The organism is Ruegeria sp. HKCCA0235A, from assembly GCF_013033235.1.
GTDB lineage: Bacteria > Pseudomonadota > Alphaproteobacteria > Rhodobacterales > Rhodobacteraceae > Ruegeria.
In genome coordinates this window covers 465231-479469 of record NZ_WQDQ01000001.1, presented here as the reverse complement: position 1 = coordinate 479469, position 14239 = coordinate 465231, and the positions used below count along the sequence as shown (strand labels likewise).

At 58.0% G+C, this 14239-nt stretch carries 11 protein-coding genes and 1 tRNA gene; 6 read left to right on the top strand and 6 right to left on the bottom strand.

All coding sequences use genetic code 11. From position 1 onward, the window contains the following. The first annotated feature begins 152 nt into the window (after window positions 1-152). A complete protein-coding gene (locus GOW56_RS02365) occupies window positions 153-1574 on the top strand; it encodes a polysaccharide deacteylase family 2 protein (RefSeq protein ID WP_171204823.1) in 1422 nt (473 codons plus the stop codon). 58 nt (window positions 1575-1632) lie between these two features. Here GOW56_RS02365 and trpE read toward each other — a convergent pair whose 3' ends face one another. The 5 genes from trpE to fabI form a co-directional block, all read right to left on the bottom strand. After that, window positions 1633-3144, bottom strand: coding sequence for an anthranilate synthase component I (trpE, locus tag GOW56_RS02360; RefSeq protein ID WP_171204822.1), 1512 nt, complete (start codon window positions 3142-3144; stop codon window positions 1633-1635). An 11-nt stretch (window positions 3145-3155) separates the two neighbouring features. After that, the gene (locus tag GOW56_RS02355) at window positions 3156-4997 is read right to left on the bottom strand and encodes a peptidylprolyl isomerase (protein ID WP_171204821.1); all 1842 of its coding nucleotides are present in this window, start codon (window positions 4995-4997) and stop codon (window positions 3156-3158) included. An 80-nt stretch (window positions 4998-5077) separates the two neighbouring features. Beyond that, on the bottom strand, window positions 5078-6253 hold the full coding sequence (locus GOW56_RS02350; RefSeq protein ID WP_171115755.1) for an aminotransferase: 1176 nt from the start codon (window positions 6251-6253) through the stop codon (window positions 5078-5080). 21 nt (window positions 6254-6274) lie between these two features. Beyond that, a complete protein-coding gene (gpt, locus tag GOW56_RS02345) occupies window positions 6275-6784 on the bottom strand; it encodes a xanthine phosphoribosyltransferase (RefSeq protein ID WP_152458089.1) in 510 nt (169 codons plus the stop codon). A gap of 4 nt (window positions 6785-6788) precedes the next feature. Continuing rightward, window positions 6789-7595 carry an enoyl-ACP reductase FabI gene (fabI, locus tag GOW56_RS02340; RefSeq protein ID WP_171204820.1) on the bottom strand — a complete coding sequence of 269 codons (807 nt, stop codon included), beginning with the start codon at window positions 7593-7595 and terminating at the stop codon, window positions 6789-6791. 135 nt (window positions 7596-7730) lie between these two features. Between fabI and pdxH the strand changes: the two genes are divergently transcribed. From pdxH to GOW56_RS02320, 4 genes are all read left to right on the top strand, one after another. Next, window positions 7731-8336, top strand: coding sequence for a pyridoxamine 5'-phosphate oxidase (gene pdxH, locus GOW56_RS02335; protein WP_171116534.1), 606 nt, complete (start codon window positions 7731-7733; stop codon window positions 8334-8336). Window positions 8337-8478: 142 nt separating this feature from the next. Beyond that, on the top strand, window positions 8479-8985 hold the full coding sequence (locus GOW56_RS02330; RefSeq protein ID WP_174829352.1) for a cold-shock protein: 507 nt from the start codon (window positions 8479-8481) through the stop codon (window positions 8983-8985). A gap of 5 nt (window positions 8986-8990) precedes the next feature. Continuing rightward, window positions 8991-9458: a DUF192 domain-containing protein gene (locus GOW56_RS02325; protein WP_171204819.1), complete on the top strand. Its 468-nt coding sequence runs from the start codon at window positions 8991-8993 to the stop codon at window positions 9456-9458. Window positions 9459-9501: 43 nt separating this feature from the next. Next, a tRNA-Pro gene (locus tag GOW56_RS02320) sits at window positions 9502-9578 on the top strand. Between the two features lie 11 nt (window positions 9579-9589). On the opposite strand, the gene GOW56_RS02315 is transcribed toward GOW56_RS02320, so the two are convergent. After that, on the bottom strand, window positions 9590-10024 hold the full coding sequence (locus GOW56_RS02315; RefSeq protein WP_171205027.1) for a hypothetical protein: 435 nt from the start codon (window positions 10022-10024) through the stop codon (window positions 9590-9592). A gap of 542 nt (window positions 10025-10566) precedes the next feature. On the opposite strand from GOW56_RS02315, the gene GOW56_RS02310 reads away from it, so the two are divergent. Continuing rightward, window positions 10567-14187, top strand: coding sequence for a vitamin B12-dependent ribonucleotide reductase (locus tag GOW56_RS02310; RefSeq protein ID WP_171204818.1), 3621 nt, complete (start codon window positions 10567-10569; stop codon window positions 14185-14187). Window positions 14188-14239 lie beyond the last annotated feature (52 nt).

The following is a 14239-nucleotide window of genomic DNA, read 5'->3' as shown; positions in this document are numbered from 1 at the left end:
CCGGGCCACGGTATAATGTCCGCACATACATGCTCAGGCTTGAGCGGCAGCGTCAAGAGGACATACCGTTTCTGGCGCGTTCAATTGGCCGAGCGCCACACCAGATGGCGCAGAGCTGGACGAGGCAGAGGAAAGAGGCGAAAGGCAGGAAAATGGGCGGATTTTTCGGAGGAATGGTCGCGGGCGCGATCGTTGTTTTGATCTTGGGTGCGGTTGTGTCACTCAAGACGCCGATGGTGAATACCCCGGTTGTTGCAACCGAAGCACCGGCGCCGACGATTTCTGAAACTCCCGAGGCTCCGGCTGAAGTGGCGGACGCCGGATCTGACGCCGATCTGGTGGAACTTGCCCCACGTGCGCCAGAAGCCGCCGATGACGAAGGCGAGGATCTGGCCGATCTGTCGGGGCTGGAAACGTCAATCGATTCCCAGCCGGTTGTCGGTGCGGCAACGGATGCGCTGAACCAACCGGAAGCGGCAGGTGCAAATGAAGTGTCATTCGTGATCGAAGCACCCGCCGCCTTGCCAGAGCCAAGTCAGGTTCCCGCGATTCAGCCAGACGATGCGCTGCCTGCCGTAATTGATGAAACACCGGCCCCGCCGGCAGAGCCCGAGAACACCGAGGTGGCCGCGCTTGCACCCGAGCCAGACCCTCTGCCACGGGCAGCGCCAGAGTCGACAGAGGCCGAAGAACAGAACCCCTTTGAAAACAGCCCGATTGCCGTGGAAGGGGATGAAGACACCATGCCTCGCGAACTTCCGCGCATCGCTGCGCTGCCCCAGATCGGGGGTGAGCAGAAAGCAAGTGCCAGCTCGATCATCGGAAAACGCGTCGTTCCGCTGACGGAACGGGATGATGAGCCGGTCGTGGAACAGGCCTCGGCTGAACAGCCGAAATCGACCAAGCCGATCGAGCGTTTTGCGGCAAAGTTCGAAAACCCCGAATCCAAACCGCTGATGTCCATCATCCTGATCGATGACGAGGGTGCATTCGGGTCCGAGGCTTTGCAGGACTTTCCCTATCCGATCAGTTTTGCTGTTAACCCATCGGATCCTGATGCGGCAGAAAAGATGGCCCGTCATCGCAAGGCCGGGTTCGAGGTGCTGGCCCTGGCGGATCTGCCCGAGGCCGCAAGCGCGCAGGACGCCGAGGTGTCGCTGTCGGTGTGGCTGGATACCCTGCCGGAAACTGTTGGTATTCTGGAAGGCGTGAACAGCGGGATTCAGGGCAATCGCAAACTGGCCGATCAGGTCGCCGCGATTGCTGCGGGAACCGGTCGTGGGCTGATTACGCAGGACAATGGGCTCAACACCGTGCAGAAGCTGGCGGCGCGAAACGGAATTCCGTCCAGTGTCGTTTTCCGCGATATCGACGGCGCACGGCAGGATCCCAAAATCATGCGCAGATTCCTGGATCAGGCCGCGTTCCGTGCGGGTCAGGAAGGGACAGTGGTCATGCTGGGACGCGTGCGTCCCGAGACGATTTCAGCCCTGTTGCTGTGGGGGCTGGAAGATCGGGGCAACCGCGTGGCAATGGCTCCGATTTCGGCCGTCATGATGAAACAGGTGCAGTAATCTTCGCAGAATGCAAAGAAAAGGGGCGGTGATCATCTGATCGGCCGCCCCTGTTTTTTTAGCCGTTTCCGTTGCCGGTAAACCGCGCGGCGTCAGCTGCCGCGCGCCGTATGGCGTTGGATTTATGAACAGTTTCCATAAACTCGGCTTCGGGGTCGCTGTCGTAAACAACACCACCACCGGCTTGGATGTAGAGTTTCTGATCCTTCACGATGGCGGTGCGCAGGGCAATACACATGTCCATGTCTCCGCCCGCGCTGAAATAGCCGACGCCGCCGCCGTAAACGCCGCGTTTTTCCGGCTCCAGCTCGTCTATGATCTCCATCGCGCGCACTTTTGGCGCGCCCGAAACCGTTCCTGCCGGCATACCCGCAAAAAAGGCATCCAACGCGTCTTTGTCTTCGGCCAGTTCGCCTACAACGTTTGATACGATGTGCATCACGTGGCTGTAGCGTTCGATGATGAACTCTTCGGTCGGACGCACGGTTCCGATCTTTGACACGCGACCGGTATCGTTGCGACCCAGATCCAGCAGCATCAGATGCTCGGCCAGTTCTTTCTTGTCGGCCAGCAGGTCCAGCTCGTTCGCCTTGTCTTCTTCGGGCGTCGCGCCGCGTGGGCGCGTGCCTGCGATGGGGCGTATGGTGACTTCGTTGCCAAACACACGCACCAGGATTTCGGGGCTTGCGCCCACCACCTGAAAACCGCCGAAGTTGAAGTAGAACATGAAGGGTGACGGATTCGTGCGCCGCAAAGATCGGTAGAGAGCAAAAGGCGGCAGCGGAAAATCCTGCGTCCAGCGCTGTGCCGGGACAACCTGAAAGATGTCACCCGCGCGGATGTATTCCTTGGCCTTTTCAACCGCCTCCATATAGCCGGATTTGGTGAAGTTCGACACCGGCGGGGCGACCTCGCGCGCGTCGCCCAGATCGCGGGTTTCCGCGGGCATGGCACGTTCCAGGTCGCGGACCGCATCCATCACACGCTCAGCCGCCTGGGCATAGGCCGCCTTGGCCGATTGACCGTCGCTGGCCCAGACAGGTGAAACCACCGTCACCTCACCCTTGACACCATCCAGTACCGCGATGACAGACGGGCGCAGCATGATCGCATCGGGCAAACCCAGTGGATCAGGGTTCACATCCGGAAGGTGTTCCACCAGCCGAACCATGTCATAACCCAGATACCCGAACAGCCCGGCAGCGGCCTGTGGCAGGTCATCGGGCAATTCCATGCGGCTTTCGGCAAGAAGCGCCCGCAGGTTGTCCATCGGGTTGCCATCTTGGGGCGAGAACGCCTCGGCATCGAAACGGGCCGAACGGTTCAGTTCCGAGGTTTCCCCATGACAGCGCCAAACCAGATCAGGTTTCATGCCAATGATCGAATAGCGGCCACGAACCTCACCGCCTGTCACCGATTCCAGCATGAACGCATCTTTCTGCGCGCCCGTCAGCTTGAGCATCAGTGAAACAGGTGTGTCCAGATCGGCGGCCAGACGCGTATATACAACCTGGTTTTCGCCCGCATCATAGGCGCGCGCGAAGGTTTCGAAATCGGGTGTCAGGGCCATATCGGTCTCGTTTAAAAGCTCGCCTGCACGGCGTTCAACGCCTGTTGATCCACCACGGGGCGCGCCCGGGTCTGGGCATCACGTACGTAGGCGTTGAAAATATTCTGTGCCAAAGCCTGATCCATCTGCGAGCTCAGGGCATCACGCAACTGACGCAGTTCATCCGTATCCGCCGGCGGCAGGATTTCGTCCAGACGCACTATCCAAGCCGCACCATTGCCCGAAACAACGCGCAGCTCGCCCGGTTCCATCGCGAAAACTTCGTTCATGAAATTGGCCGGAACGTCATTCAGAAACGCCGTGCGGGTCAGGGCGTTTTCGACGCGGAAGGGCAGGCCGGTCGCCGCGAAATCACCGTCAGGTGCCAGTTGGTTCAGAATGGCATCCGCCTTTTCGCGCAGGGCTTTGTCGATCTCGGCCTGTTGCCAGGCCTCGGCGACACGGTCGCTCGCGCTCTCCAGCGGTTCCGGGCGACGTGGCAGAACCTCGTCCAGGCGCAGGGCAAAAATTGACCCGTCTTCGAGGAAGGCGATTTCAGGGAAATCCCCTTCCTGAACGGCTTCTGCGGCCGCTCGGAACCCGTCATAGGCCGCAACGCCTTCGTCGCTGTCACGGGTCCAGTCGATCTGGCCCAGTTCCATTTCGGTTTCTTCCGCCAGTTCTTCCAGCGTGGCACCACCCGCCAGCATATCGTTGATATCTTCGGATTGCGCCTCGATCAGACGGCGGGCGCGTTCAGTCGCCAACTCTTCGCGAAGTGCCGGCTCGGCCTCTTCAAATGGAACGTTGTTCGCCGCCAGTGATCCGTTGACGCGGAACAGCGCCGGACCGAACACCGAAGGCAACGGACCCACGACAGTGTCAAGCTCGGCCGCAAATACGGCGTCCGCAGCTTCGCCCAGATCCTCACGCGTCACGTCGCCCAGATCAATGTCGTTCAGTTCCAGATCGCGATCCCGAACCAACTGCTCAAAGGTCGTGCCGCCAACCTCAAGCTGCGCCAAAGCGTCCTTGGCGGCCTGTTCGCTTGGGAAGTTCAGACGTTCGACCAAACGGCGTTCGGGCTGGTTGTATTCGTCGTTTCGTTCTTCATAAAGCTTGCGCAGCGCGTCTTCGTCGATGTCGACCGTGTCCACCAACATTGCAGGCGACAGAATCGCGTAAGTCAGCTGCTTGGTGCGGGGCAGCATGAACTGTTCCCCATTGTCATCATAGAATGCCTGGATCTGCGCGTCCGTTGGTTCGGCCACAGGTGTTTCCAGCGCTTCCGTTCCAACAGTTGCAACCGTAAAGCTGCGCCGTGCGCCGATATAATCGATCATCGTGTCCGTCAGCGTGGCCGGCATTTTCACGCCGCCCATGATTGCGCCCTGTACGATGGTTCTGGCGGATTCCTTACGCAGATCGGATTCGAATTCGGAATCGGTCATGCCGACCTGTTCCAGCTGAAAGCGATAGGATTCACGGTCAAAAGTTCCGTTGACACCCTGAAATGCCGGGATCGAGATGATCTCTTGCTGAAGGTTCTCATCGCCGATGGAAATCCCAAGCTGACCGACCTCGTTGTCCAGCGCCGCCAAAGCGGTCAGGCGGGCAAGGGCGTTTCGGTCCAGACCCAGGTCGCGGGCTTGCGACATCTGCAAAGGTTGCCCAGACTGTGCCTCTACCGCTCGGATCTCACGCTGCAATTCGCGCACGTACTCATCGACCGAGATGCTTTCGTCGCCGACTGTCGCAACTGTGCGGATCGTACCGCTGAGGTTGACCGCGCCAAATCCCGCAAGGCCCAGCATCAGCAGGCCCATCAGAATCCAGACAAAGGTTTTCGAAAGACTTTTAGCGCCTGCGGCCATGATGCCCTCTTGTTTTTTCGGCAGAGTTCTGCCCTGTCGGTTGCGGCCCTGAATACGACGCACACCGCCGAGGGGCAAGCTTAGAAGGACAGGGCCTGCAACCGGTCGAACAATTGGCCCAGCCCGGCCCGATCCAGATTGGCAAAAGCAATGCGCACCTGCCGTTTTCCAGCCGGGTCATGATCCGGCATGAACATGGTTCCGGGCAACAGCAGCACGCCAGCTTCCTTGACCAGACGGCGCGCCAACTCGTCGGACGGCATGTCGAACGGATGTTCGAGATAGGCAAAATAGGCGCCAAGCCCCAAAAGCCGCCACCCCCGTGCTTCAAGCGCCGGCATCCCTTCTGCAATGGCTGCGCGGCGGTCAAGAATTTCGTCACGCTCGCCGGCCAGCCATTGCGACAGGTTTTGCATACCCCACAACGCTGCGAACTGGCCGATCTGGCCCGGGCAAATGGCGACCGTATCCAGAAATTTCTCGACCTCGGCCAACAAGGCCGGGCTTGTTGCGATGGCACCCACCCTGTGACCCGTCAGACGATAAGCCTTGGAGAAAGAGTAAAGATGGATAAGCGTTTCGTCCCACCCGGGTTGCTGAAACAGATCATGCGGGGGGCCGCTGCGGCTGTCGAAATCGCGATAGGTTTCATCGACGATCAGGCGGATCCCGGTTTCACGGGCCAGGTTATAAAAGGCTCTGACAAGTTCGGCAGGGTATTCGACACCGCCCGGATTGTTGGGCGTGACCAGCGCAATGGCGCGTGTCTTGTCGGTAATTAATCCGCGCGCACGCTCTGGATCGGGCAAAAGATCATCGCCGGTCGGCAGGTCCACGGACCGTACTCCGGCCATATCCAGCCACATTTTGTGGTTGAAATACCATGGGGTTGGCAGAATGACCTCATCCGATTCGCCGGTGATCGCCGATATCACGGCCGAAAACGCCTGATTGCAGCCCGAGGTGATGGCGATCCGAGGTGCGTCTACCTGCGCCGCATAGTGAGAACTGATCTGCGCCGCCAGTTCGGTGCGGAGATCGTCATTGCCCAATACCGGGCCGTAAAGATGCGCGCTGTCTTCGCGCACAGCAAACTCGGCCATAGCCTGCCGCAAGGCCAGCGGCGGCGGATCGACCGGGGCCGCCTGACTTACGTTGATCAACGGGCGGTCGGATGGGAAGGCAATGCCCTCGACCCATCGGCGCGCCTCCATCACCGGAGGTGCGAATGTTGCGGCGGTGCGGCTGAGCGTCATGTGCGGTCTACTGTTCAGAAATCAATCGGTGCCGCGATACGGCTCGACATATTGAAGGGCCATATCCCATGGGAAGAAGATCCATGTGTCCTGGCTGACTTCGGTGATGAAGGTATCCACCATCGGGCGGCCCTTGGGTTTGGCGTAAACCGTCGCGAAATGCGCGTTTGGGTACATGTCCCGAACCAGTTCCAACGTCTTTCCGCTGTCGACCAGGTCGTCGATGATCAGAATACCGGTTCCGTCACCCATCAGGTCGGCGTCCGGAGATTTCAGCACCTCTGCTTCACCCTGTTCCTGGTGGTGGTATGAACGCACGCTGATCGTATCGACCGTACGGATGTCCAGTTCTCGGCTGACGATCATCGCAGGCGCCATGCCGCCGCGCGTGATCGCGACAACACCCCGCCAATTGCCATCATCGGGACCTTGCCCGTCAAGACGCCAGGCCAGCGCACGCGAATCGCGATGAATCTGGTCCCAGCTGATGTGAAAGCCTTTTTCGTGGGGCAGGCGGTCCTTGGCGCTCATGTTCTTAACCTTTTTCCACGTCCGGGGCGTCAACTGCCTTCATGCCGACAATGTGATACCCCGAATCCACATGCAGATTCTCACCTGTGACACCGCTGGACAGATCCGACAACAGGTACAGCGCCGAGTTGCCGACGTCATCGATCGTCACGTTGCGGCGCAGGGGCGAGTTATATTCGTTCCACTTCATGATATAGCGGAAATCGCCGATGCCGCTGGCGGCCAGCGTCTTAATCGGGCCGGCCGAGATCGAGTTTACGCGGATGCCATCCTTGCCCAGATCCTCAGCCAGGTATTTGACCGACGCCTCCAGCGCGGCCTTGGCGACGCCCATGACATTATAATGCGGCATGACCTGCTCGGCGCCGTAGTAGGTCAGGGTCACAGCGCTGCCGCCCTCGGACATCATCTTTTCGGCACGCTGCATCACGGCTGTGAAGGAATATACCGACACATCCATCGTCAGTTTGAAGTTCGCGCGGCTGGTGTCGACATAGCGACCGCGCAACTCGTTCTTGTCAGAAAAGCCGATGGCGTGGACGATGAAGTCCAGCTTGCCCCATTTCTCTTCCAGAGCTGCAAAGAGCGCGTCGATGGATGCTTCGTCACTGACGTCGCAGGGCAGAACGATTTCGCTGCCCAATTGCGCCGCCAGCGGGTCGACGCGCTTTTTCAAAGCCTCGCCCTGATAAGAAAAGGCCAGCTCGGCCCCGGCTTTCGACAAGGCGCGGGCGATTCCCCATGCGATTGATTTGTCATTGGCCAGTCCCATGATGAGGCCGCGTTTGCCGGCCATCAACTGATTTGACATGTTCGGTTCTCCGCCTGTCTTCGCGTTATGTTGAGTTGGTTTATGCCATTGGTTGCGTTGCATCAAGGCCGTGCGCTCTTGCCCGCAGCGAGTTCTCGCCTTAGGTTCGACGTTAACACTTTCCAGGGGATGGAAATGACCGAGCGTGATGGCATCTTTGCTGGCTCCGATCCGTTTGAAATAGCGGCCCGGTGGCTTGCCGAGGCTGAAGAAACCGAATTGAACGACCCGAATGCGATTGCGCTAGCAACCGTTGATCCGGATGGCTTGCCAAATGCACGCATGGTGTTGCTCAAGGAAATCGAAGCGGACTCGTTTGTTTTTTATACGAACTACGAAAGCGCCAAGGCCAAGGAACTGGATACCGCCGGAAAAGCTGCATTTGTGATGCATTGGAAATCTTTGCGGCGTCAACTTCGTGTTCGTGGTACAATACGTCGTGAAAATGGGCCCCAGGCAGATGAGTATTATGCATCAAGGTCATTGAAAAGCCGACTGGGCGCGTGGGCTTCAAAGCAGTCGCAACCGCTTTCAAGCCGGGCAGCTTTGATGGCAGAGGTCGCGAAAGTGACGGCGAAACTTGGGCCAAATCCACCGCGTCCGCCGTTTTGGGGCGGGTACAGATTGACGCCCACCGAGATTGAGTTCTGGGCCGATGGAGCATTCCGCTTGCATGACCGGTTCAGATGGCAACGAATTGAGCCGGGATCGGCATGGCATGTTGAAAGGTTGAATCCATGACGTTCACGTGTCGTGAAATGCAACAGGCAGAAAATAAACGATTTTTTCAGCTTGAATTTGCCTGCCATTCCCATAAACAACAAACCCTTAACGAACTGTTGAAATTCGCGATGGGAAAACCGTGCCAGAAGACCTGAACAACATGTACCGCGTCCGTGGACACGTAAAATGGTTCGACCCTGCCAAGGGTTATGGCTTTGTTGTATCCGAAGAGGGCGGCCCGGATATTCTGTTGCACGTGAATGTTCTGCGCAATTACGGCCAGAGTTCGGTTGCGGATGGCGCCAGCATTGAAATCATGACTCACCGCACGGACCGAGGGGTTCAAGCGGTCGAGGTCGTTGCGATTGATCCGCCGGCGCGGACCGACTCGATGATGCTTGCCGATTTCGCCGAGCTGGATCCGGAGGCTATCGCAAAGGCGCCGCTGGAAGCCGCACGGGTGAAATGGTTCGACAAAGGCAAGGGTTTCGGATTTGCCAATGTCTTTGGGCGAAATGAAGACGTATTCCTTCATATCGAGGTATTGCGCCGGTCGGGTCTTGCCGATCTGCAACCAGGTGAAGCTCTGGCCATGAGGGTGATCGACGGCAAGCGTGGTCGGATGGCCGCGCAGGTTCTGGCCTGGGAAGCGGCTTTGGATAGCTGAACCGGATGAAACGGCTTCGGATACTCTTGACCATATTCGTAACGTTGTGGGCAGGAGTTGCCGCTGCTGCGTGCAGATCGGATCGTGTCACACTCAGAAATGACAGTGCGACGGTGCAGTTTAATGTGGAAGTCGCCGTTACTCCGCAAGAGCGATCCCGCGGTTTGATGTTTCGCGAATCGTTGCCGGCTCGATCCGGTATGCTGTTCGTCTTTGATCCGCCGCAACCCGTTGCTTTCTGGATGAAGAACACACTGATCCCGCTCGATATGGTTTTTCTGGATCGCACCGGTTTGGTGACGCATGTGCATGAAGGGGCGATTCCGGGTGATCTTACGCCGATTGAAGGGGGCGATTCCGTATTTGCGGTGCTGGAAATCAATGCAGGATTGTCCGCGCGCTACTCCATCAGGCCCGGGACACAGATGAAGCACGAAATTTTTTTGCAGGGACCTGCAATTTGGCCCTGTTAGGGCTTTTCAAATCTGATCGGCGTCGTTAGGAAGGCGCACGGTCCGGGGCGTGGCGCAGTCTGGTAGCGCACCTGTTTTGGGTACAGGGGGTCGTAGGTTCGAATCCTGCCGCCCCGACCACTTCCATAAAGCTAATTCGGTGAGCCACCCATTGTCTGGTACAGCTCGCTGATGGCTTGATTTAAAACCTTACTTTCAACCGGAACTTCAACTGCCGCACCGGTTTTTTGCGGGACGTGGAAGAAAACACGCGCGTCCACGCGATACCCTGCGTTTGTTTTTGTTGACGTAAGACGCATGACGCTTTGGGGCAGTTCCTGCGGATGGCCGTCATAGTTCAGAATCAGAAAAGCTGTCGCCTTCGGGGGCAGGAACTCACTGCATTCAAAAACTTCGTTCCCGGTTTTTTTGAAAGACTCGCCAGGGCCCGAGCAACTGGTTTCAAACGTATCGAACAGCCGTTTCGGGAAGGACTCAAACTGTGCGCTGCGTGACGGGATGGGCACATCTTGTGGTGCGCATGCAACGATGCAGGCCATGGCCGGGAAAAAATGAAACAACTTCATTCGTTTGAACTCCCTCGCTCTTGGGTAAACCGTTCGGCACATGGCGCAGGTCTGTTTGCCCGGACGGTATTGATTCCCTTTCAAGGTAACCAGCATGCCATTGGTTGATCAAATCCAGATAACTATGCTGGTAAAAACGGGAATTCATTTTGAGAGCGCAAAACGTCGGCGGAAATTCGCCGTGGATGAAGCTGTGGAGGAATCGCGGCCTGCACGCAGAAGGTCTCATGCAACCATCAGGTCAATAAAAAAGATTTGGGAAATGACCGAAAAAGGGCGTTGACCTACTATGGGAACATACGTCAAATTGTATGAGCCAACGAGATTGCCACAACATCTGGTGTATATCCCAGAAAAGGCAGCGGGCGAGGGTCGGATAAGCACAAACGATTAACGTGCGGCCGCATTAGCGGCATTGCGCTGTCCAAGGCAGCGAAAAGTACCTTTTTGCACGCTTCTCAGGGCGTTGTGGGCGACACCCTGCAACACAAGATTTGGTGTCGGGAATCTGAAATTGAGCTGAATAAACCAGGGCTGCGGACATGAAGATTGAAAGAAAATTCACCAAACCGGATCAGGACGCCTATGCGGAACTGAATTTTGTGTCGGCAACATCTGAAATCCGAAATCCGGACGGTACAATTGTCTTTCGTCTTGATGACATCGAAATCCCTTCCAGCTGGTCGCAGGTTGCAAGTGATGTGATTGCGCAGAAGTACTTCCGCAAGGCGGGGGTGCCCACCAAACTCAAGAAGGTGAAAGAAAAAGACGTTCCTGAATTTCTGTGGCGATCGGTTCCCGCGGAAGGCGCAGAGTTCGAAGGAGAAACATCGTCGAAGCAAGTGTTCGACCGTCTGGCCGGCGCCTGGGCCTATTGGGGTTGGAAGGGTGGCTATTTCTCGACCGAGGAAGACGCGCGCGCCTATTTCGACGAGATGCGCTATATGCTGGCGACCCAGCGTGCGGCGCCGAACTCACCGCAGTGGTTCAACACCGGCCTGCACTGGGCTTATGGAATCGATGGCCCGGCGCAGGGGCACCACTATGTCGATTACAAGACCGGCAAGCTGACCAAGTCGAAATCGGCCTATGAACATCCTCAGCCGCACGCGTGCTTCATCCAGTCGGTCGATGATGATCTGGTGAACGAAGGCGGCATCATGGACCTGTGGGTGCGCGAGGCGCGCCTGTTCAAATACGGGAGCGGCACAGGTACCAACTTCAGCCATCTACGTGCAGAAGGCGAGGCGCTGTCGGGTGGCGGCAAGTCCTCGGGCCTCATGGGCTTTCTCAAGATCGGCGACCGCGCCGCTGGCGCGATCAAATCAGGCGGAACAACCCGTCGGGCAGCAAAGATGGTGATCGTCGATGCAGATCACCCGGACATCGAGCAATTCATCGAATGGAAGGTGATCGAAGAACAGAAGGTGGCCTCGATCGTTGCCGGATCGAAGATGCACGAGAAGATGCTGAACGGCATTTTCGAGGCCATCCGGTCTTGGGATGGATCTGCCGATGACGCCTATGATCCGAACAAGAACGACGTGCTGAAGAAGGCGGTTCGTGAAGCAAAAAAGGTCGCAATACCAGAAACTTACATCAAGCGTGTCTTGGATTATGCCAAGCAGGGCCACGACAGCATCGAGTTTCCGACCTATGATACAGACTGGGATTCGGAGGCGTACAGCTCGGTTTCGGGCCAGAACTCGAACAACTCGATCCGCGTGACCAACGCGTTCCTGACAGCGGTGGAGAAAGACGCCGATTGGGAATTGATCAATCGGACTGACGGCAAGGTCGCCAAAACCGTGAAGGCGCGCGATCTGTGGGAAAAGGTTGGCCATGCCGCGTGGGCCTGTGCCGATCCGGGCATCCAGTTCCATGATACGGTCAACGAGTGGCACACATGCCCCGAAGATGGTGAGATCCGCGGCTCGAACCCGTGCTCGGAATACATGTTCCTGGATGACACGGCCTGTAACCTGGCCTCGATGAACCTGCTGACCTTCCTCAAGGATGGTGAGTTCCAGGCAGCGGATTACATGCACGCCTCGCGCCTGTGGACCCTGACGCTGGAAATCTCGGTGACCATGGCGCAGTTCCCGTCGAAGGAAATCGCGCAGCTGTCTTATGACTTCCGCACACTGGGTCTGGGTTATGCCAATATCGGCGGTCTGCTGATGAACATGGGCTACAGCTATGACTCGGACGAAGGCCGGGCGATCTGCGGTGCGCTGACCGCGATCATGACCGGTGTGGCTTATGCGACTTCGGCTGAGATTGCCGGTGAGCTGGGCGCATTCAAAGGTTATGAGCGCAACGCCGAGCATATGCTGCGTGTCATCCGCAACCACCGCCGCGCGGCGCAGGGTGTGACGGAAGGCTACGAGAAACTAGCCGTCAAACCGGTGCCACTGGATCACGGCAACTGCCCGGACAAGCGCCTGGTCGATCTGGCCATGTCCGCCTGGGATGAGGCGCTGAGCCTTGGTGAGAAGAACGGCTATCGCAACGCGCAGGCCACCGTGATCGCGCCAACCGGCACCATTGGTCTGGTGATGGATTGCGACACCACCGGGATCGAGCCTGACTTTGCGCTGGTAAAGTTCAAGAAGCTGGCCGGTGGCGGTTACTTCAAGATCATCAACCGCTCGGTGCCTTCGGCGCTGGAAAAGCTGGGCTATTCCTCGTCGCAGATCGAAGAGATCGTGTCCTATGCCGTTGGTCACGGCACCATCGGCAACGCGCCGGGGATCAACCACACCTCGCTGACCGGTCACGGCTTTGGCCCGAATGAACTGGCAAAGGTGGACGCGGCGCTGGAAAGCGCCTTCGATATCCGGTTCGTCTTCAACCAGTGGACGCTGGGCGAGGATTTCTGCACCGGCGTTCTTGGCATCCCGGCGACCAAGCTGAATGACCCGACATTCGACCTGCTGCGCCATCTGGGCTTTACCAAGGCGGATATCGACGCGGCCAACGACCATGTCTGCGGAACCATGACACTGGAAGGTGCGCCGCATCTGAAGGAAGAACACTACGCAATCTTCGATTGTGCCAACCCGTGCGGAAAAAAAGGCAAGCGTTTCCTTGGTGTTGACAGTCATATCACCATGATGGCGGCGGCACAAAGCTTCATCTCGGGCGCGATCTCGAAAACGATCAACATGCCTAATGACGCGACCATCGAAGACTGTCAGAAAGCCTATGAACTCAGCTGGTCGCTGGGTGTGAAGGCCAACGCGCTTTATCGTGACGGCTCGAAACTGTCGCAACCGCTGGCGGCAGCACTGGTCGAGGATGACGACGAGGCGGCAGAGGTGCTGGAGAGCGGCTCGGCGCAGGAAAAGGCCGTCGTTCTGGCAGAGAAGGTGATCGAGAAGGTTGTGGTCAAGGAAATCATCCGGAGCCATCGCGAGAAACTGCCGCATCGCCGCAAGGGCTATACCCAGAAGGCAATCGTCGGTGGCCACAAGGTCTATCTGCGCACCGGTGAGTTCGAAGACGGCCAGTTGGGCGAGATTTTCATCGACATGCACAAGGAAGGCGCTGGCTTCCGGGCGATGATGAACAATTTTGCCATCGCAGTATCGGTCGGCCTGCAATATGGCGTGCCGCTGGAAGAGTTCGTGGACGCCTTCACCTTCACCAAGTTCGAACCCGCGGGGATGGTGCAGGGCAACGACTCGATCAAGAACGCGACGTCGATCTTGGATTACATCTTCCGCGAATTGGCCGTGTCTTATCTGGATCGTACCGATCTGGCCCATGTGAAACCCGAAGGCGCAACCTTCGATGATCTGGGCCGGGGCGAAGACGAGGGTGTCTCGAACGTTTCGGAAATCAGCGAAACAGCCGCGTCCAGGTCGTTGGAAGTGCTGAAACAAATCAGCTCCACCGGCTATCTGCGCAAGCGCTTGCCGCAAGATCTGGCGGTGTTCAACGCCGGTCAGGTCGAGGTGAACGGCATGGCTGAACCGGCGGCTTCCTTCGAAGCACCGGCAGCCGAAACGGCGGTGGCCACCGGCATGGACGCCCGCACGAAGGCCAAGATGCAGGGGTACGAGGGCGATCCCTGCGGCGAATGCGGAAACTACACGCTGGTGCGCAACGGCACCTGCATGAAATGCAACACCTGTGGCGCGACAAGCGGGTGTAGCTAAGGACAGCGCCCCGGCACCCCGGGGCGTAGGGGTCGGACGCTGCCCTAGGTAA

Excerpts from the sequence above, each read along its gene's own strand:
- GOW56_RS02365 (WP_171204823.1), top strand. The coding sequence starts at position 153 with ATGGGCGGATTTTTCGGAGGAATGGTCGCGGGCGCGATCGTTGTTTTG.
- trpE (WP_171204822.1), bottom strand. The coding sequence starts at position 3,144 with ATGGCCCTGACACCCGATTTCGAAACCTTCGCGCGCGCCTATGATGCG.
- GOW56_RS02355 (WP_171204821.1), bottom strand. The coding sequence starts at position 4,997 with ATGGCCGCAGGCGCTAAAAGTCTTTCGAAAACCTTTGTCTGGATTCTG.
- GOW56_RS02350 (WP_171115755.1), bottom strand. The coding sequence starts at position 6,253 with ATGACGCTCAGCCGCACCGCCGCAACATTCGCACCTCCGGTGATGGAG.
- gpt (WP_152458089.1), bottom strand. The coding sequence starts at position 6,784 with ATGAGCGCCAAGGACCGCCTGCCCCACGAAAAAGGCTTTCACATCAGC.
- fabI (WP_171204820.1), bottom strand. The coding sequence starts at position 7,595 with ATGTCAAATCAGTTGATGGCCGGCAAACGCGGCCTCATCATGGGACTG.
- pdxH (WP_171116534.1), top strand. The coding sequence starts at position 7,731 with ATGACCGAGCGTGATGGCATCTTTGCTGGCTCCGATCCGTTTGAAATA.
- GOW56_RS02330 (WP_174829352.1), top strand. The coding sequence starts at position 8,479 with ATGTACCGCGTCCGTGGACACGTAAAATGGTTCGACCCTGCCAAGGGT.
- GOW56_RS02325 (WP_171204819.1), top strand. The coding sequence starts at position 8,991 with ATGAAACGGCTTCGGATACTCTTGACCATATTCGTAACGTTGTGGGCA.
- GOW56_RS02315 (WP_171205027.1), bottom strand. The coding sequence starts at position 10,024 with ATGAAGTTGTTTCATTTTTTCCCGGCCATGGCCTGCATCGTTGCATGC.
- GOW56_RS02310 (WP_171204818.1), top strand. The coding sequence starts at position 10,567 with ATGAAGATTGAAAGAAAATTCACCAAACCGGATCAGGACGCCTATGCG.